This is a genomic window from Pantoea sp. MHSD4, assembly GCF_021043305.1.
GTDB lineage: Bacteria > Pseudomonadota > Gammaproteobacteria > Enterobacterales > Enterobacteriaceae > Pantoea > Pantoea eucalypti.
Window position 1 is genome coordinate 231,379 of sequence record NZ_JAJNDH010000001.1, and the last position, 17,512, is coordinate 248,890.

A 17,512-nucleotide genomic window follows, 5' to 3' on the forward strand; every position below is an offset into this window, starting at 1 on the left:
AGAATATTCCGCCAGCGTAACGTCGTCTTGCCAGGCATTGCGGCTGGTTAAAATAGCTACTCTCCTCGCTAATTTTATCCTCTGTCAGATACTTAACCCGACTCTTCCCTGAAAGGAACGCGCAATGTCCACATTCACTGTCGGAGATTACCTGCTGACCCGTCTGCAGGAGATTGGTATCAAGCATCTGTTTGGTGTGCCGGGCGACTACAACCTGCAATTCCTGGACCGCGTTATCGCCCATCCTGAAATCAGCTGGGTGGGCTGCGCTAATGAACTCAACGCAGCCTATGCGGCGGACGGTTATGCGCGCTGCAACGGCGCGGGGGCACTGTTAACGACGTTTGGTGTTGGCGAGCTCAGCGCGATTAATGGCACTGCGGGCAGTTATGCTGAGTATCTGCCGGTGATTCATATTGTGGGTGCGCCAGCCACGCAGGCGCAGTTGCAGGGTGACTGCGTGCATCACTCGCTGGGCGATGGTGATTTCCAGCATTTTATTCGCATGGCTGCCGAGGTCAGTGTGGCAACCGCACTGCTGACTGCCGACAATGCCACGGCTGAGATTGATCGGGTGATTATCAGTGCGCTGCAGGCCCGTCGTCCCGGCTATCTGTCGCTGGCAGTGGACGTGGCAGCCATGGCTGTACAGCCACCTGCACAGCCGCTGAACACCCATCAGCCCGCATCGGCTGACGCGCGTCGCGCTTTCAGGGCCGCGGCAGAACGTTTACTGGCACCGGCACAGCGTGTTTCACTGCTGGCAGATTTTCTGGCGCTGCGCTGGCAGCGGCAATCTGCGCTGGCCGCGCTGCGCGAACAGAGCGCGATTCCCTGCGCCAGTCTGCTGATGGGCAAAGGCGTACTGGATGAGCAGCAGCCAGGTTATGTCGGTACCTATGCCGGCGCGGCCAGTGCAGGGCAGGTGTGTGAACAGATTGAACAGGTGGATGCAGCAATTTGCGTCGGTGTCCGTTTTACCGACACCATTACGGCAGGTTTTACACAGCAGTTTGCCACCGAGCGACTGATCGATCTGCAGCCCTTCAGTGCCAGCGTGGGTAATGAACGTTTTGCGCCGTTGTCGATGGCGGATGCACTCAGTGAACTGCAACCGCTGTTTGAACGTTATGGTCAGCAGTGGCAGCCTGCCGCTGCAATCCCCGCCGCGCAGCCAGCAGAACCCACGGCGGTGATCAGTCAGCACGCCTTCTGGCAGGCCATGCAGGGATTTCTGCAACCCGGCGACCTGATTCTGGCCGAGCAGGGGACGGCGGCCTTTGGTACCGCCGCATTGCGACTGCCCTCGCGGGCACAGCTGGTGGTTCAGCCATTATGGGGATCAATCGGCTATACTCTTCCGGCAGCGTTTGGCGCGCAGACCGCTAACCCTGATCGACGGGTTATCCTGATCATCGGAGACGGTTCGGCGCAACTGACCATTCAGGAACTGAGTTCAATGTTGCGCGATGGGCAGCGACTGATAATCTTTTTGCTGAATAATGACGGCTATACCGTCGAACGGGCGATTCATGGCGCAACACAACGTTACAATGATATCGCCCCGTGGAACTGGACGGCTCTGCCACACGCCCTTAGCCTTCAGGGCCAGGCGCAGAGCTGGCGCATCAGTGAAACCGTGCAGTTAGACGAGGTGATGACGCGACTGGCCGCGCCTCAATGGCTGTCGCTGGTTGAGGTGGTGATGCAGAAAGAAGATTTGCCGCCACTGCTAAGAAAAGTCACTGCCTGCCTGAATCAACGCAACGGCGGCTAAGATTCAGATAGTTGCCGCTGTGCAGGCTGGACTAACGCGGTTAGGCTGTAGCACAACTGAGTAAGACGCTCACCAATCGCACCGGTGAGCGTTGTTGTTTTATGGGCAGAATTTTATAGTGTCCTCCAACTCTTAAGACCCCAAGCGGAGCAACAGAAGAATGACAACCTATGCCTTGGTCGGCGATGTCGGCGGTACTAACGCGCGCCTCGCCCTGTGTGAGGTGGAAAGCGGCAGCATCACCCAGGCCAAAACATTCTCAACATCAGAATACGACAGCCTCGAAGCCGTCATCCGCCACTATCTTGATGAACAACAGCAGGACGTTAAAGATGGCTGTATTGCTATCGCCTGCCCGATTACCGATGACTGGGTTGAAATGACCAACCATGACTGGGCGTTTTCTACGCGCAAGCTCAAAGAGAACATCGGTTTTGAACACCTGGAAATCATTAACGATTTTACTGCGGTATCCATGGCTATTCCTATGCTGACCGCCGAAAACGTAATTCAGTTTGGCGGCTCAGAGCCGGTCAAAGATAAACCTATCGCCATTTATGGTGCCGGTACCGGCTTAGGCGTCAGCCATCTGGTGCATGTGGACAAGCGCTGGGTGAGCCTGCCAGGTGAGGGTGGTCATGTCGATTTTGCGGCCAACAGCGAAGAAGAAGATCAGATCCTGGAAGTGCTGCGTGAAGAACTGGGCCATGTCTCAGCTGAACGTGTGTTGTCGGGTGCCGGTCTGGTTAATCTCTACCGTGCCATTGTGAAAGTTGACAACCGCGTGCCGGAAAATCTGAAGCCGAAAGATGTCAGTGAACGTGCGCTGGATGACAGCTGTACCGACTGCCGTCGCGCGCTCTCCATGTTCTGCGTCATTATGGGCCGTTTTGGCGGCAATCTGGCGCTGAACCTGGGCACTTTTGGTGGCGTCTACATTGCGGGAGGCATTGTGCCTCGCTTCCTGGAATTCTTTAAGGCGTCCGGTTTCCGTGCGGCTTTTGAAGATAAAGGACGCTTCCGCGACTATGTTGCCAGCATCCCGGTTTACATGATTACGCACGATCAGCCTGGCCTGCTGGGTGCGGGCGCGCATCTGCGTCAGACACTGGGCCGCGAAATCTGATTCTGCTTTACTCCGCGCGCACAGCCTTTGTGCGCGCGATCGCTTTCCCGATCTGGAGGCTTCAGCCGTTCAGGCCCGGGAAATCACCGCCTGGCTTCTCCTGCCTTTTCCTGCTGTTGTCCTGAAAGCCACTTCCCTGCCTGAATCGTTCCCTCACTCTCCTGCATTACAGACGCATCAGCTGTCTGAACTGCTTTACCTTACTGCGGCTGACCGGCACCTGAAATTCCAGATCGCGCAGCTTAAGCAGATAGGTGTTGTTAAACCACGGCTCGATTTCGCGGATCTTGCTCAGGCTGACGCAGTAAGAGCGGTGACAGCGGAAGAACTGCTGCTCCGGCAGGCGTGAACAGAACTCGGTGATGTTCATCGACATGACGTAGGACTCGCGCCGGGTATAGACAAACGTCAGCTTTTCATGCGCCTCAACGTAGTAAATGTCATTCACGTCAGTGACGATAATGCGTTCATCTTTAATCAGGTTAACGGTCTGCGGTGCAGGCGTGGCACTAAGATGACTCACAGCCTGCTGTGCCTGTGCGGTGGCTTCCAGCTTGTTCAGCATGGTGACAATCCGCGACTCCTGATAGGGCTTGAGAATGTAATCAAATGCCTCAAGCTCGAATGCTTTTACCGCATGCTCTTTCCAGGCGGTAATAAAGACGATCAGCGGCTTGTGGGCAAACTGATGGATATTCTGTGCCAGCAACATACCATCCAGCGAGGGGATATTAATGTCGAGGAAAATCACATCGACCCGATGCTGTTGCAGATACTTCAGTACATCAAGACCATCATCAAAACAGGCTTCAATTTCGATTTTGCTGTGATGCTGAATCATCCAGCTCAGCTCCTGCTGGGCCAGAAATTCATCTTCCACAATAATGGCTTTCATAACAGATTCTCCGCCAGGCGCTGGCCATTTTTACTCAGCGTAAAAGCGATCTCGGTGCCCGGTTGATGCCGCACGATGTTCAGTCCCTGACCTGACAGGAGTTTGACGCGATGGTGCACATTGAGCAGACCGATTTTATTGCCGGGCATCTCGTTGCGCGCCACCCGTTCCACGACTTCGTCACTGATGCCCTGACCGGTATCCCGCACGGAGATCCGCACCCGATCGCCCAGATCCCGGACGCTCAGCGTGACCACGCCTTTGCCTTTACAGGGCTGAATACCATGCACAATGGCGTTTTCTACCAGTGGCTGAATCAGCAGACTTGGCAGCAGAAAATGCAGATCTTCATCGACGTCATAAATCATCGTCAGTTTATCGCCGAATCGCGCCTGCTCAATGGCGATATAATCTTTCACCTGCCACAGCTCTTTACGGATGTCGATTAGCTCATCGTCGTTCAGTTCCAGGTTGTAGCGCAGATAGCGTGAAAGGTTAATGACCAGCTGGCGGGCAGTATCGGGATTGAGCCGGATAGAAGAGGAAATAGCATTCAGCGCATTGAACAGGAAATGGGGATTTATTTTACTTTGCAGCGCGCGCAGTTCCGCTTTATTGGCCATCTCACGCAGCTGCTCGGCGCGCGACACTTCAAGCTGGGTTGAGATAATTTGTGACAGGCCAATCGCCATCTCCTTCAGCGAGCCGGTAATACGGTGTGCGCGGCGATAATAGATTTTCAGCGTGCCGGTGACTTTGCCTTTTTCCCACAGCGGGATGACGATCATTGAGTGGATATCTTTAGTGCGGTGCGCTTCATCATTGTTCTTAATAATAATTTTACCGCTGTTGATCGCCTGCGCCGTCGTCGGGCTGATGCCATCATCGCCATGCTTATAATTATGTTCGCCATAGCCGACGTAGGCCAGAATCTGCTTTTTATCCGTCATCGCCACCGCATCGGCTTTGATCTCTCTTCGGATAATGTCACAGATATTGCGCAGCGAGTCGCTGTTCACCTGACGAAACAGCGGCAACGTTTTGTTGGCGATCTCCAGTGCCAGCTTGGCCTGGCGGGCAGCAATAGCCTCTTTCTCTCCCTCAACACTTTGCACCAGCAACACAATGATGCCGATGCTGGACGCGCCGAGGATCATCGGCAGGGCAATCTCCGACACAATCGCCAGCCCGAGTGAGGCAGGGCGCGCCCACAGGACGATCAGCAACATCGTCAGGGCTTCACACAGCATGCCGCCGACGATACCGGCGCGCCAGCGATGCTCTTTCAGTACCCGACGATTAATCCCGCCCGCGACGACACCGGCAATGATGCTGGTAATCAGGCAGGGCACGGAAGTGACGCCATGAATATCGATCAGAAAACGGTGAAGACCCGCAATCACACCGGTGGCGATGCCAACCCAGGGACCAAACAGAATCCCACCCGCCATCACGGCAATGACCCGCACATTCAGCAGCGAACCGTCGACATTGACGCCCGACCAGGTACTGAACAGCGCAAACAGGGAAAAGATGGCAGTGACCGCCACTTTTTCCGCGCGGGTGTGCTCATCTTTTTGCAGCAGCTGACGAAAAGGCCGGGTGCGCGTCAGGAAGAACAGGCAGATCAACATCAGGGCGGCGCGGTCAAAAACTGCCAGTAACATCGTGAAGTGGGAGGACACAGGCGACTCGTGAGCGATGGAAAGTGCCTCTATGATAAAAAATGTGATCGCGAACCGCTAGCACCCCGATCAATCCCGCCACAAGTTAATGTTTCAGATCAATTTTTACGGCAATCCAGTAAAAAGAGGAAAAGTTGAGTGGAATAAAGGGGAACAGTTTTTCACGCTGGTCGCTGTGAAGCCGTTTTGCTATGTTGCGCGGTGACGCGCGCCAGTAACCGCTGGAAAACCGCGCCCATCGGGAGCCACAGATGCAACTTGTCACCGACAGACTAACCCTGAGTAAATTACAACCCGAAGACTGGCAACTGTTTCGTGCCGTCCATGAAGATCCCGACACCATGAAATGGGTAAGCGAAATTCCTGATGAAGCGGATATTCGACAGCGTTTCACCCAGCGTCTGGCACCCTGGCAGCCGGGCAGTTTTCATATGCTCTGCCTGGTGGCAAGACGCCAGGACAGCGGTGAGCCCATTGGCCTGTTTGGCTGCAGCCCGGAATGGGAACCGTATCGTCAGGCGGAGGTGGGCTATATGCTGCTGCATCGCCACTGTGGTCAGGGCTATGGCAGCGAAGCGCTGGCGGCGCTGTGTCAGTTTCTGCTTGAAGCCGATTTTCACAAACTCAAGGCGATGGTGATTGAAGGAAACTGGGCGTCACGTCGTATTCTGGAGAAAAACGGTTTTCAGCTGGAAGGCACGCTGCGGGATAATTATCTGCTGGATGGCCACTGGGTGAACGATTGGCTGCTGGGACGGCTGAATCCGCAAAAATAAAAAAATTTTCCGCCACCCTCGACAAAATGATCCTCGCCACGTTATGTTCGTAACGGGTCACCGCAGTGACCCACGTCGCTCGGACGGTCCGGGCGCTTACGTAATCCAGAGGACATCATGGCTGATAACAGCACACCCCGTCGTTTCTCGCGTATTGAACGTTTACCCCCTTACGTTTTCAACATCACCGCTGAACTGAAGATGGCTGCGCGTCGGCGCGGCGAAGATATCATCGACTTTTCAATGGGCAACCCGGATGGTCCGACTCCGCCTCACATTGTCGAAAAGTTATGCCAGGTGGCGCAGCGTGACGATACCCACGGTTATTCCACCTCGCGCGGCATACCGCGTCTGCGCAGAGCGATTTCGCGCTGGTACGCTGAGCGCTATCAGGTGGAGATCGATCCCGAATCTGAGGCAATTGTCACCATCGGCTCCAAAGAGGGGCTGGCGCATCTGATGCTGGCGACGCTGGATCATGGTGATACCGTACTGGTGCCCAATCCCAGCTATCCGATTCATATCTACGGTGCAGTGATTGCCGGAGCGCAGGTGCGTTCGGTGCCGCTGGTGGCGGGTGTCGACTTCTTCAATGAGCTGGAACGCGCTATCCGTGAAAGCTACCCCAAGCCAAAAATGATGATCCTTGGATTCCCATCCAACCCGACCGCACAGTGTGTGGAACTCGACTTTTTCGAGCGGGTGATTGCGCTGGCGAAGCAGTACAACGTGCTGGTCATCCACGATCTGGCTTATGCCGACATTGTCTACGACGGCTGGAAAGCGCCGTCGATTATGCAAGTGCCGGGCGCGCGTGATGTCGCCGTTGAATTCTTTACCCTGTCGAAAAGCTACAACATGGCGGGCTGGCGTATCGGTTTCATGGTGGGTAATAAAGAGCTGGTCGCCGCGCTGGCGCGTATCAAGAGTTACCATGACTACGGCACCTTTACGCCGCTACAGGTGGCAGCCATTGCCGCGCTGGAAGGGGATCAGCAGTGCGTGCGTGACATTGCTGAGCAGTATAAACGCCGCCGTGATGTGCTGGTCAAAGGCTTGCATGAAGCGGGCTGGATGGTGGATAACCCCAAAGCCTCGATGTACGTCTGGGCAAAAATTCCCGACCATTATGCACATCTGGGTTCGCTGGAATTTGCTAAACATATGCTGCAGGAGGCGAAAGTCTGTGTTTCCCCTGGTATCGGTTTTGGTGACTATGGCGACACGCACGTGCGATTTGCGCTGATTGAAAACAGCGATCGTATTCGTCAGGCAGTGCGGGGAATTAAGGCGATGTTTCGTGCCGATGGCGTATTGCCGGGCAGCATGAAAACAGAAGAAGAGAGCTGACAGCCAGCAGGGGCGACACGATGGTCGCCCCATGGCGGCACTGTCACGCCATTACTTCAGCAGCAGAACAAAGGTTCCGAACCAAAGTAACGCGAAAAAAGATATTCCCATCAAGGCATATTTCACAAAGCAACTCCTCTGAGCGGTTACGATGATGGCGATCCCAAACCAGTGCAACGCGAACAGATGTGGAAAAGAGATCGCCATTTCAGTAATGGTCTGCTCTCTTCCGGGTCGATCTGAATAACTCTCAGAACAGGATCAGGCGCTAATTTACGCGTAATCCCACCCAAATGAAATAGGCCCGTTCTGAGATATTGCTCACAATATTAGGGCGCCTCGATTTCAGGGATCGCCGACATGCCGACACGTAACTGAACCAGATGCGGTTGGTCGCCATCCAGCACAATTTTCACCGGCAGACGTTGAACGACTTTAGTGTAGTTGCCTGTGGCGTTATCGGGAGCGATCGCTGAAAAAGTTGCACCAGTGGCCGGTGCGATGCTGTCCACATGACCGGTAAAGGTCTCGCCTGGCAGGGCATCAACCCGGATTCGGACCCGCTGTCCTGGGCGCACATCGCTTAACTGCGTCTCAAGGTAGTTAGCCGTAATGTAGGTTTGCTGCAGGGGGACCACGGCCAGCAGACGGGTTCCGGCTGAAACGTATGCGCCTGTCCGCACCGCACGCTGACCCACCATGCCGTCAACAGGAGCCGTAATGCGCGTGTAGGAGAGATTCAGCCTGGCCTGATCGACGCTGGCTTTGGCTGCGGCAACATCCGCTTCTGCTGAACGCACCGCCGCCTGTAATACGCCCACCTGTTTTATTGCCGATGCCAGTGCAGCCTGACTCTGATGGACAGCTGCCAGCGCCGAGCGCTGATTTGAGCTGGCCTTTTGCTGATCGTCAGCGGCGACGGTGCCGCTTTTATAGAGGCGGTTATAGCGATCGGCGCTTTGACCCGCATACTGCGCAGAAGCCTGACTTGCCGCGACGCTGGCTTTCTGCTGATCAATCATCGACTGCTGCTGTTCCAGTTGAGCCTGGCTGCTCAGCAGTTTCGCCTGACTCACCTGCAGGTCAGCTTCAGCACTCTCCAGCGCCACCCGATAGTCACGGTCATCCAGCGTTGCCAGCAACTGGCCCGCTTTGACCTGCTGATTATCCTGCACCTCAACATGGCTTATGTAGCCCGAGACTTTCGGTGCTACCAGGGTGTAATCCGCATTGACGTAAGCATCATTGGTGCGGTGATCGTTGCTGGTCATCATCGTCCAGACAACAAAGGCAATGGCCAGTAACACCAGCAGCAGCAGACTCAGCAGCAGGGTTCTTCTCATTTCAAAAGTACGCATATTCAGTTATTCCGGGGAGGGTGTTGAATCAAAGTTTGAGGCGGCCAGACCCGTTTTGGCAGGATGGCGGTAAGCAATAACAGGCAGGCGGCAAAGCCGGTCAGCATCAGCCAGCTGTCGCTCAGGCTCAGGATCGTGGCCTGATGCCGGACCAGGGTGGCGAATCCGCTGAGATTATCGCTGGCGCTGATGCTGCCATCCGGCAATAGCGGCAAACTGCGGCTGGCTTGATCGGCTGTCGGCGCGGTCATCAGCCAGCTGCGGCTGGCGGCCTGATTAATCAGGACACTGGAATGAAATTGCCCACGATGAGAAAGGAAAACCTCAACCAGCGTGGAGGCGGCAATACTGGAAAACCCGCGCACCGTGTTAAACATCGCGGAGGCAAAAGGGCCTTCAGGTGGGGCCACAACGCTGGTGGCACTCATCAATATCGGCAAAATGATCATCGGTTGTCCGAACGCCTGCAGGATTTGCAGCAGCCAGAAATTCTGTCGCGCCCAGTCACTGGTGATCTGCGAGCCCAGCAGACAGGCAGTCACCAGCAGGCCGACGCCCGCCGTCAGCATCCAGCGGCAATCAATCCAGCGGATATTGAGCAGTGCCGCAATCAGTGGCGCGATGAGCAATTGTGGCAGGCCTACGGTCAGTGCCAGCGGGGCAAACTCAAGGGTGCGAAAGCCGCTCACCTGAGCAAAGTAGGCCGAAGGCAGCGCGGAACCTGAAAGCCCCAGGATGAGCACGCAGGCCAGCCCCAGCAGGCCGTGCGCCAGGTTGGGCCGTCTGAGCATCTGTAATTTAAACAGCGGCAGCGGGTGAAACCACTCATTGATCAGGAAAACCAGCAGCAGCGGCAGCGCGGCGAGCAGCATACCGGCGATCAGTGGCGAGTTCAGCCAGTCAAGACGCTCCCCCTGGGTCAGCACCAGCACCAGCAGCGCGACAGCACTGCAACCGGTCACCATGCCGAACAGATCGATCTGCTGAAAACGTTCCGGACGCAGCGGGTCCTGCGGTATCCCCCAGCTAATCAGTACCATCGCAATCAGCATGCCAGGCACCACCTGCCAGAACACCATCATCCAACTGACATGGTCGGTCCATATTGAGGCCAGCGAGGCTGCCATATTGGGGCCAAACGTCGCGGTCAGGGCATAGCCCGCCAGGCCGAACAGCTTAAAAGGCGGTGGCAAAAAGCGCAGAGCAACAGTCATCAGCATCGGCGGCAGTGCGCCGCCAAACAACCCCTGCAGCACGCGCAGGCTGATAAACAGCGTGGGATCCGGCACCAGCGGCAGCAGAATGCCGGTCAGCATAAATCCCGCCGACACGCCGAGTGTAAAACGCCGCAGCGACAGGGTGACGGCAAACCAGGGGGCAATCATCATCGCCGCAACTTCTGCCGCCTGATAGCCGGAGATAATCCAGCTACCCTGATCGAAACCGATGCCGATTGCGGCACGGATATCAGCCAGCGCGATATCACTGACGCGGTCGTTCAGCCCGGAGGTCAGCGCAGCAATAAGCACGCCGATCAGGCCCAGGGCTAGTCGGAGTGTAAAAGGATGAGGAGCCGGCGGCGTGGCGGGCTTAGCGTTCATTACTGGCAATCTCGTTATTATGATGCAGTGTACTGCAATGTGGTACAGGGCGTAATATTACATCCCGGTATGCTGTATTGCAATGTGGTACAGGCTGTAAAAAGTGCGGCATTCGCGCTACAGTAAGGCAGCTCAAACAGGACGACGCTATGGCACATCAACCCTCCAGCCGCGAGGATGAAAAAACGGGCGGTATCCAGGTCATCGCCCGTGCGGCAAAAATTCTTAATGCGCTGGGCGAACAGCCGGGCGGCATGAGCCTTGGCGAGATCGCTCAGGCGGTGGAACTGCCCCGTTCAACGGTGCAGCGCATTGTCGCTGCGCTCGACAGCGCAGAGCTTGTGCGCAGCAGTGGGGCGGGCGGATTGCGTCTGGGACCTGCCCTGTTAAAACTGATCTCCAGCGTGCATACCGACGTGGTTGATCTGGTCAGTCCGCTACTGGAAAAACTCTCTTCCGATACTAATGAAACGGTCTCGCTGGCGCGCGCCAGCGGCAGCCAGCTGGCGATTATTCACCATGTCGTGGCGTCACGTGAACTTCGGGTTGTCCCGCATATGGGACTGAATCTGCCGCTCTTCAGTACCTCCGGCGGACGGGCGTTGCTGGCACTGGAGTGTGAAAAAGATGTCCGGACGATTGTTGGCGACGTCTGGCAGGAGCTGACCGATCAGACGGTGAAAACATTGCCACAATTGCTACAACTTATCAGGGAAGTCCGCGAAACCGGTATCGCCGTGGATCGCGGTGAAACCCTGGAAGGGATCTCTACCATGGCGTTTGCGCTGGATACGCTGTTTGGTCGCTTTTCTGTCTCTTTACTGGTGCCCTCTGCTCGTTTTCTGCGACATGAAGCGCGTTTTCGTGACGAGATGCTGAAGTGTAAAGAGGCGCTGGTGCGTGAAATCGGCAAAGTTGCCGCGATTTAAGGATAAGCATCTGATGAAAACCCTGCTGATGGCCATAGACCACTCTCCGGTTGCCGGGAAAGTGGTTGCCTTGACGATTGAAGAAGCGCTGGCACATAGCGCCGATGTGGTGGTGCTGTGCTGCGTCGATCCTGCCTACTCCTCCTGTAATCAGCCGATGGAAATCGATGCGGGTGAAGACCCGGCCGATTTTGTGGCAGCACAGGATGAGCAAAATACGGCGGAAATGGTGGTGCGTCATGCACTGGCACCGTTACTGCGCGCTGGCATTAATGCGCGTGGCGTGATCCTGGCGGGTGAGGCGGCAGATACCATTGTTGCCCAGTCACAACAGCTTAAGGCAAGCATGATTATCATGGGACGTCGCCACCTCTCTTCGTTTAACAGATTATTAAAAGGCTCGGTCAGCGCAGCGGTGATTGAGCGTGCTCACTGTCCTGTGCTAATCGATGTGCGTAAGGATTAACCCCGCAGCATGAATTCTCTGCTTTTTATTACGCTGGCTGCGTTTGCATTGCTGGCGTTGATCGTTATTGTGCTGATCAAAACCACCCGACTGCGTTTGTGGCAGGGGCTGCTCATTTTTCTGCTGCCCCTGATCATGGCTAATCTGCTCTGGTTCAGCTGGGTCGCGCCGCATCAGTTGCAGGCAAGCCAGCATGAGCAGGCAGTAAATCAACTGGCAAAGATGCCAGGCTATCGCGTGCTGCAAACGCAGGAACCCGCGCTCTGGTTATTGCTGACCCAGGAGCTGACCCGTCGAATCCGTGCAGGCGAGCCCGCTCTGCAGGCAACAGGTGAACTGCGTGGCTGGCTGATTGAGGTGGTCAACCAACGGCTGATGCGCGCAACGGATGCAGCGGTGGTTAACTATATCGGCGTCTCAGTAGAAGAGATGCGGGCGCTGAATCAAATCGATCCGGGTCTCTGCTTCCGTTTTCTCTATCCGCAGGTGAGTGGAGGAATTAATTTACAGACTACGCTACCGTCTTCGCTGAATCGCAAAGAAGCGGATGCCATGGAGCAGTTGCTGCTTAACAGCCCTCCGCCCGAAAAGCCCCTCGATAAGACGCAGGCGCAGGATGATCTGCAAAAGATCGTCGGACGCCTCTTTCTGAAATGGGGCGACAAACTGCAGCAGCTAAATATGCCAGCTGACACGGCAGTGGATCGCTCATCGCTGTGTGGCATGTCCATTGATCTCTACAGTGCCATTCTGGCATTACCTGACAAACGCGCCGCTAACCTGTTACGTAGAATGGTGGCAATGACGGGTCAGTAAGCGACCGCGGAATAGCGGGCAAAAAAAAGCCCGCTAAGCGCGGGCAGGGAAGAGAGAGGAACAGCTTTTTTATTTTTGGCATTTCCTGGTGTGGTGCAGTCTTCGTTTCGTCTTGTCTGAGTACATCCTGTCATTTATGGCACGATAGCGATAGCCGTTTAATCGTATTACATTAATCGGCAAAAGCTTCTAAATTTTTAATTTTCGCGCATAAATCCTATGGATGATCGACATGCTGCGTCATACACTGCGCGGCAACGTGAGGACAACAACTATGAAAAAACTAATTACCGGCGCAGTAGCGCTGATTTTGCTGAGTGGATGTACTGCCAGCAAACCCGGGGCATTCGAACGTGTTGATGAAGATCCGGATTCAAATACCGTTCAGTACCGTTTTGACCCGGCAAAGGTCAATCGTGACGCAATGGATATTGATCTGGCGAATTACTGCAGCAGTAAAGGATTTGATAAGGTCGAAGCGCTGCCTGCCGAGGAGAGTCATATTCCGGGACTGAAGAAAGCGTGGTTCCAGTGTAATTATGCTTTGAAAAGCTAAATAAAACGGGCGGGATAAATATCCCGCCCTTAAAATGTAATGCTTTTATTTTATGCTGTGTGACATCTTTGCCCGTCAGTGGCGATAGTAACCGCCATGATACCCTTCGTGATAACCTCCATAGTAGCCTCCATGATATCCGCCGCCACCACCGCGATGCCAGCCATTGTCGTGTCGTGGGCTGATGATACAACCACTTAATAACGTCATCAGTGCAACGACAGAAGCGACTTTAATTAATCTCTTCATCGGAAGCTTCTCCTCTTTTCCAATGACTACGACACTACGCCGGAAAAGTGGAGTGAAGATGCAGGCTTTGTAGAGTTATTTAAGAAGATATGACGGAATATTTCAAAATGCTGAATTATGCAGCAGAGGGAATTAAAAACATCGGAATGAACTGAATAATAAATACTATCAAAGAGAATAGTCTCAAAATCAAGCGAAAATAATTCTCATTTGAAAGTTTTTACCACTACATTATTAGCATGTCAGTTCAATGGGAGAGAAACATGCCGCATGACGTTAAAAATATTCTGGCTTTACAGGCAGAGCTGGGCGAATGCCCGCTCTGGTCAGTGGAGGAGCAGGTGCTCTACTGTGTCGATATCCTGGCACCGGCCATTCACCGTTTTAATCCAGTCAGCGGCGAGCTGCAAACCTTCCCGCAGGCGGAAGAGGTGGGATGTATTGGGCTGCGTGAGCAGGGCGGGATAATAGCGGCACTGCGCGGCGGTGTCTGGCTGCTGGATGCGCAGGGTAAGCCGGAGAAAAAGGTCGCAGAGAATCCCGGTATCGCTGCGCAAAGTCGCTTTAATGATGGCCGCGTTGATCCCTGGGGTAACTTCTGGTGCGGCAGCCTGTGGGAACCGCAGGACAAAAACGGCGGCCTGCTGTGCCGTGTGACGCCTGACCTGAAGCTGGAGGTGAAGGCGCGCGACATTAAAATTTCCAACGGGCTGGCATTTTCTCCTGACCGACGCTGGATGTATCACAGCGACACGCCAAATGAGGCGCTCTATCGCTATCCGCTGAATGAGCAGGGCGAACCGGGTGAGCGCACGCTGTTCCGCCGTTTCGACGCGAAGGGCGGGCTACCGGATGGCGCTGCTGTGGACAGTGAAGGATTTTACTGGTCTGCACAGTTTGATGGCGGACGCGTGGTACGTATCGATCCGCAGAGTAGCGAAATCGTCGATGAGATCCTGCTGCCGGTGAAGTGGCCAACCATGGTGGCCTTTGGCGGTGCCGATCTTAAAACGCTGTTCATTACCAGTTCACGTGAAGATCGCACGGAAGAGGAGCTGGCACGCTATCCGCAGTCCGGCGATATCTTTGCAGTAGACCTGGCGGTGGCGGGAATGGCAGAGCCGCGATTCCGCGGTTAAACGACTACGGGCCGCTTAATCGCGGCCCGTAATCATTGTCAGTAAGCGTTAATGGCGTTGCAACACCGGTTCTGCTGTGATGGAACTCTGAGGTAAGCGGATAGTGAGTGACAGGAACAGCGAGATGACCAGCAGCGTCATAATCAGGCTGAAGGTGACGGTGAAACCACCAAACAGTGAGGCGACCAGTGAACCCAGCACGCTACCGATACCAAAGCCGAGATAGAGCAGACCGTAATTTTTAGTCAGGTTGTTGAGCCCGAAGAAGTCACTCACCAGCGATGGGAACACTGTGATAGTGCCGCCAAAGCTGAAGGCGACACAGGCGAGTGACAGGAAGAAGGTCATCTCATTCATCCGGGTAAACAGCAGCACGCTCATTCCGATCAGAGACACAATTTGCGCCAGTGAAATGACTCTGATGCGCATCATTTTGTCAGAGAGCACACCCAGTACCAGACGACCGCTCAGGTTGGCAATCGCGATCACTGTTACTGCGCTGGCAGCTGTCTGCGTGGAAAGATGCACCATGCCTTCGCCGATATCCTTGGCAACGCCTATCACATAGAGGCCGCTCATACAGGCGGTCAGGAACATCAGCGCCAGCATCCAGTACTGCGGCAGACGTACCGACTGTGCCAGCGTGTAATCCCGCGTATGTTGCTGACCTTTAGTTGAGGTTCCGATCTGCTGCAGTGGTGCTTCACGCATCAGCAGCGCACCGAGAATAATCATCGACATCGCCAGCACGCCCCAGATCATGAAGGTCTGTTCCAGACCCACCGTCGCCAGCAGCGCCCCGCAAATAAATTTAAATCCCAGGCTGCCCAGACCGTATGCCCCAATCGCACAGGCAGAGATCATTCCTTTGCGCTCAGGGAACCACTTCACGCAGTTAGACAACGTCATCAGGTAACCTGCGCCATCGGCCAGACCGACCAGCAAGCCGGCACTGAAATAGAGCATCATCAGGTTATTTGCGTGAGCGGTGAGCCAGAAACCCAGTGCCATCAGTACACCTGCACCGATAGTGACGCGGCGTACACCAAAACGTTCCTGTAATTTACCGGCCAGCGAAGAGGCGATAGCCAGACCTAAACTCAGCAGGCCGAAAGAAAAAGCGACCTGACTGACGGGGGCATCCAGCTTCTGTGACAGCTGGCCATTAAACAAACTCCATGTGTAGACTGACCCCAGCGCGAACTGAGTGATGACCGTGCCGAACAATGTAAGCCAGCGGGAACGCTGGTAAGAAGCCTGTTGAGTCTGGTTCATGATTTTTCTCTCCCGTCCGGGAATCTGGAAACTGCGGTCAGAATAAAGCCGTGCTTCGCGTGCGTGTGTAATAAAGGCATGAATAGAACGGATCAGGGAATGAAATGCCCTTCAGAGGGTATGAACGGCATCGTCACAGGTGCAGCGACGGGACGTAACGGGAAAAGTAACCAATACGGCATCATGATGTGTAAGCGTAATTAGCCGTAAGATAATGTTTCATTTCGCTGTTTCTGTGAGCGGGTTTCCAGATTGTTTGCCAGACTTACAACTCACTTAACAGGAGGAAATATGAAAGACCGGACATATGAATCCAATAGCAGTGAGGATGACGTTTGCTGCATCATCGGTCAGGCGGTGATTGAACTCAGTACAGAACAGCAGCCTGTGACCAAATCGACCCTGGCATTGAAACTGCTCTCCATGGCCGATCGTGATAGTGACGATGAGCGTGTTCTGCTTTACTGGATTGCGCGTAAAGCGATCAATCAACCACAGAAACTTCTTCAGCAGCAGTCGGCGTAACGCCCATCCGGACGCGGGCCTTAGCCCGCATTCATGTCAGATAATGACCCAGCGACGGCTTGCCGGCCAGCGGGCAAACATCACAACATTGCCCAGCAAAATCATGACAATGCCAGGGATGGCGCTGGCATGCCATTCGTACCCTTCATATCGGGTGGAAAGTGCCAGTGCAACCAGCGGAAACAGGACAGTTGTATATGCAGCACGACTGGCTCCGATGCGACCGACCAGCGTAAAGTAGGCACCAAACCCTATCACCGACCCTACCAGAGCCAGATAAGTTAAGGCTCCCACCCACTGGGTATTCCATGCTGGCTGCAGCGAAATCCCCTGTGCCAGCGAGACAAGGGCCATCGCAACCGCACCGTATAACATGCCGTAACTGTTAGTTGTCAGTACGTCGCGTTTCAGACGCTGATGTCGCTGACTGATCATATTGCCGAATGAAAATCCCAGGGTGCCCAGTGCACTCAATCCAATGCCCCATATCAATTCTGCCGAGGCCTGCGTGCTGCGCAGATCGTGCCAGAACAGGGCAACAATGCCTGCCATCCCCAGCACTACCGCCGGAATCAGACGTGCAGAGGGGCGCTGACGGAAGAATACCCAGCTATTAATGGCGTTATACATCACAGCCATTGAGAAAATCACTGACTCCAGCCCGCTGCTGATATAGCCGGACGCGTAATAGAAACAGACAAAGTTGAAGCCAAAGACACAACAGCCCTGCAGCATACAAAAGAGATGATCCTGCAGTGTCAGTCTGTGCAGCCGTTTTATCAGCCTAAGCAGCAATAGCATGACCAGTGAAGCCAGCAAAAACCGCCAGAACACAGCGACGACCACGGCGTTATCGCCCGCAGACTGTTGCGCGTAAATCGCGATCCAGGTCGTGCCCCAGATAAGTACGACAGAAAGATACAAAAACAGGTTCATGCCAGATTCTCCGATCTAAAGCGTTGATTCTGCATCTGCACTACGTTCTGGTC

Annotated in this window: 18 protein-coding genes; 10 read left to right on the forward strand and 8 right to left on the reverse strand. The window is 54.6% G+C overall.

The annotated features are described in order from the left end of the window. Positions 1-124 precede the first annotated feature (124 nt). Positions 125-1,777 (forward strand): indolepyruvate decarboxylase, encoded by a 1,653-nt coding sequence (gene ipdC, locus LQK91_RS01115; protein WP_105098934.1) that lies wholly within the window; start codon positions 125-127, stop codon positions 1,775-1,777. Positions 1,778-1,937: 160 nt separating this feature from the next. Beyond that, a complete protein-coding gene (gene glk / locus LQK91_RS01120) occupies positions 1,938-2,903 on the forward strand; it encodes a glucokinase (protein ID WP_003848907.1) in 966 nt (321 codons plus the stop codon). Between the two features lie 166 nt (positions 2,904-3,069). Here glk and LQK91_RS01125 read toward each other — a convergent pair whose 3' ends face one another. Together LQK91_RS01125 and LQK91_RS01130 are read right to left on the reverse strand one after the other, a co-directional pair. Next, positions 3,070-3,798: a LytR/AlgR family response regulator transcription factor gene (locus LQK91_RS01125; RefSeq protein WP_105098935.1), complete on the reverse strand. Its 729-nt coding sequence runs from the start codon at positions 3,796-3,798 to the stop codon at positions 3,070-3,072. Then, the gene (locus LQK91_RS01130; RefSeq protein WP_003848911.1) at positions 3,795-5,465 is read right to left on the reverse strand and encodes a sensor histidine kinase; all 1,671 of its coding nucleotides are present in this window, start codon (positions 5,463-5,465) and stop codon (positions 3,795-3,797) included. The genes LQK91_RS01125 and LQK91_RS01130 overlap by 4 nt, the downstream gene beginning before the upstream one ends. Before the next feature lie 269 nt (positions 5,466-5,734). On the opposite strand from LQK91_RS01130, the gene LQK91_RS01135 reads away from it, so the two are divergent. Both LQK91_RS01135 and alaC read left to right on the forward strand, forming a co-directional pair. Further along, positions 5,735-6,259, forward strand: a complete 525-nt coding sequence (locus LQK91_RS01135) for a GNAT family N-acetyltransferase (protein WP_003848913.1) — start codon at positions 5,735-5,737, stop codon at positions 6,257-6,259. A 117-nt stretch (positions 6,260-6,376) separates the two neighbouring features. Continuing rightward, positions 6,377-7,609: an alanine transaminase gene (gene alaC, locus LQK91_RS01140; RefSeq protein ID WP_008926517.1), complete on the forward strand. Its 1,233-nt coding sequence runs from the start codon at positions 6,377-6,379 to the stop codon at positions 7,607-7,609. Between the two features lie 51 nt (positions 7,610-7,660). Here the strand turns inward: alaC and ypdK are convergent, their stop codons facing one another. The 3 genes from ypdK to LQK91_RS01155 all read right to left on the reverse strand — a co-directional run bounded on the left by ypdK (position 7,661) and on the right by LQK91_RS01155 (position 10,568). Then, positions 7,661-7,735, reverse strand: a complete 75-nt coding sequence (ypdK, locus tag LQK91_RS22045) for a membrane protein YpdK (protein ID WP_099257831.1) — start codon at positions 7,733-7,735, stop codon at positions 7,661-7,663. Between the two features lie 203 nt (positions 7,736-7,938). Next, a complete protein-coding gene (locus LQK91_RS01150) occupies positions 7,939-8,967 on the reverse strand; it encodes an HlyD family secretion protein (RefSeq protein ID WP_105098936.1) in 1,029 nt (342 codons plus the stop codon). 2 nt (positions 8,968-8,969) lie between these two features. Next, positions 8,970-10,568, reverse strand: coding sequence for an MFS transporter (locus tag LQK91_RS01155; protein ID WP_105098937.1), 1,599 nt, complete (start codon positions 10,566-10,568; stop codon positions 8,970-8,972). 149 nt (positions 10,569-10,717) lie between these two features. Between LQK91_RS01155 and LQK91_RS01160 the strand changes: the two genes are divergently transcribed. The 4 genes from LQK91_RS01160 to LQK91_RS01175 all read left to right on the forward strand — a co-directional run bounded on the left by LQK91_RS01160 (position 10,718) and on the right by LQK91_RS01175 (position 13,335). Then, a complete protein-coding gene (locus LQK91_RS01160) occupies positions 10,718-11,497 on the forward strand; it encodes an IclR family transcriptional regulator (RefSeq protein ID WP_105098938.1) in 780 nt (259 codons plus the stop codon). 13 nt (positions 11,498-11,510) lie between these two features. Further along, positions 11,511-11,963, forward strand: a complete 453-nt coding sequence (locus tag LQK91_RS01165) for a universal stress protein (RefSeq protein WP_105098939.1) — start codon at positions 11,511-11,513, stop codon at positions 11,961-11,963. Positions 11,964-11,972: 9 nt separating this feature from the next. Beyond that, positions 11,973-12,779 carry a hypothetical protein gene (locus LQK91_RS01170; RefSeq protein WP_039659612.1) on the forward strand — a complete coding sequence of 269 codons (807 nt, stop codon included), beginning with the start codon at positions 11,973-11,975 and terminating at the stop codon, positions 12,777-12,779. A gap of 274 nt (positions 12,780-13,053) precedes the next feature. After that, the gene (locus tag LQK91_RS01175; protein WP_003848928.1) at positions 13,054-13,335 is read left to right on the forward strand and encodes a lipoprotein; all 282 of its coding nucleotides are present in this window, start codon (positions 13,054-13,056) and stop codon (positions 13,333-13,335) included. A 75-nt stretch (positions 13,336-13,410) separates the two neighbouring features. On the opposite strand, the gene LQK91_RS01180 is transcribed toward LQK91_RS01175, so the two are convergent. Next, positions 13,411-13,584 carry a hypothetical protein gene (locus LQK91_RS01180; RefSeq protein WP_008926513.1) on the reverse strand — a complete coding sequence of 58 codons (174 nt, stop codon included), beginning with the start codon at positions 13,582-13,584 and terminating at the stop codon, positions 13,411-13,413. Positions 13,585-13,847: 263 nt separating this feature from the next. Between LQK91_RS01180 and LQK91_RS01185 the strand changes: the two genes are divergently transcribed. Continuing rightward, positions 13,848-14,723: an SMP-30/gluconolactonase/LRE family protein gene (locus LQK91_RS01185; protein WP_008926512.1), complete on the forward strand. Its 876-nt coding sequence runs from the start codon at positions 13,848-13,850 to the stop codon at positions 14,721-14,723. A gap of 48 nt (positions 14,724-14,771) precedes the next feature. Here LQK91_RS01185 and LQK91_RS01190 read toward each other — a convergent pair whose 3' ends face one another. Next, on the reverse strand, positions 14,772-15,998 hold the full coding sequence (locus LQK91_RS01190; RefSeq protein WP_008926511.1) for an L-lactate MFS transporter: 1,227 nt from the start codon (positions 15,996-15,998) through the stop codon (positions 14,772-14,774). Between the two features lie 291 nt (positions 15,999-16,289). Between LQK91_RS01190 and LQK91_RS01195 the strand changes: the two genes are divergently transcribed. After that, entirely contained in the window at positions 16,290-16,523 is a 234-nt protein-coding gene (locus tag LQK91_RS01195) for a hypothetical protein (protein ID WP_003848934.1), read from the forward strand. A 36-nt stretch (positions 16,524-16,559) separates the two neighbouring features. Here LQK91_RS01195 and LQK91_RS01200 read toward each other — a convergent pair whose 3' ends face one another. Next, positions 16,560-17,459: a DMT family transporter gene (locus LQK91_RS01200; protein ID WP_105098940.1), complete on the reverse strand. Its 900-nt coding sequence runs from the start codon at positions 17,457-17,459 to the stop codon at positions 16,560-16,562. Between the last annotated feature and the right edge of the window lie 53 nt (positions 17,460-17,512).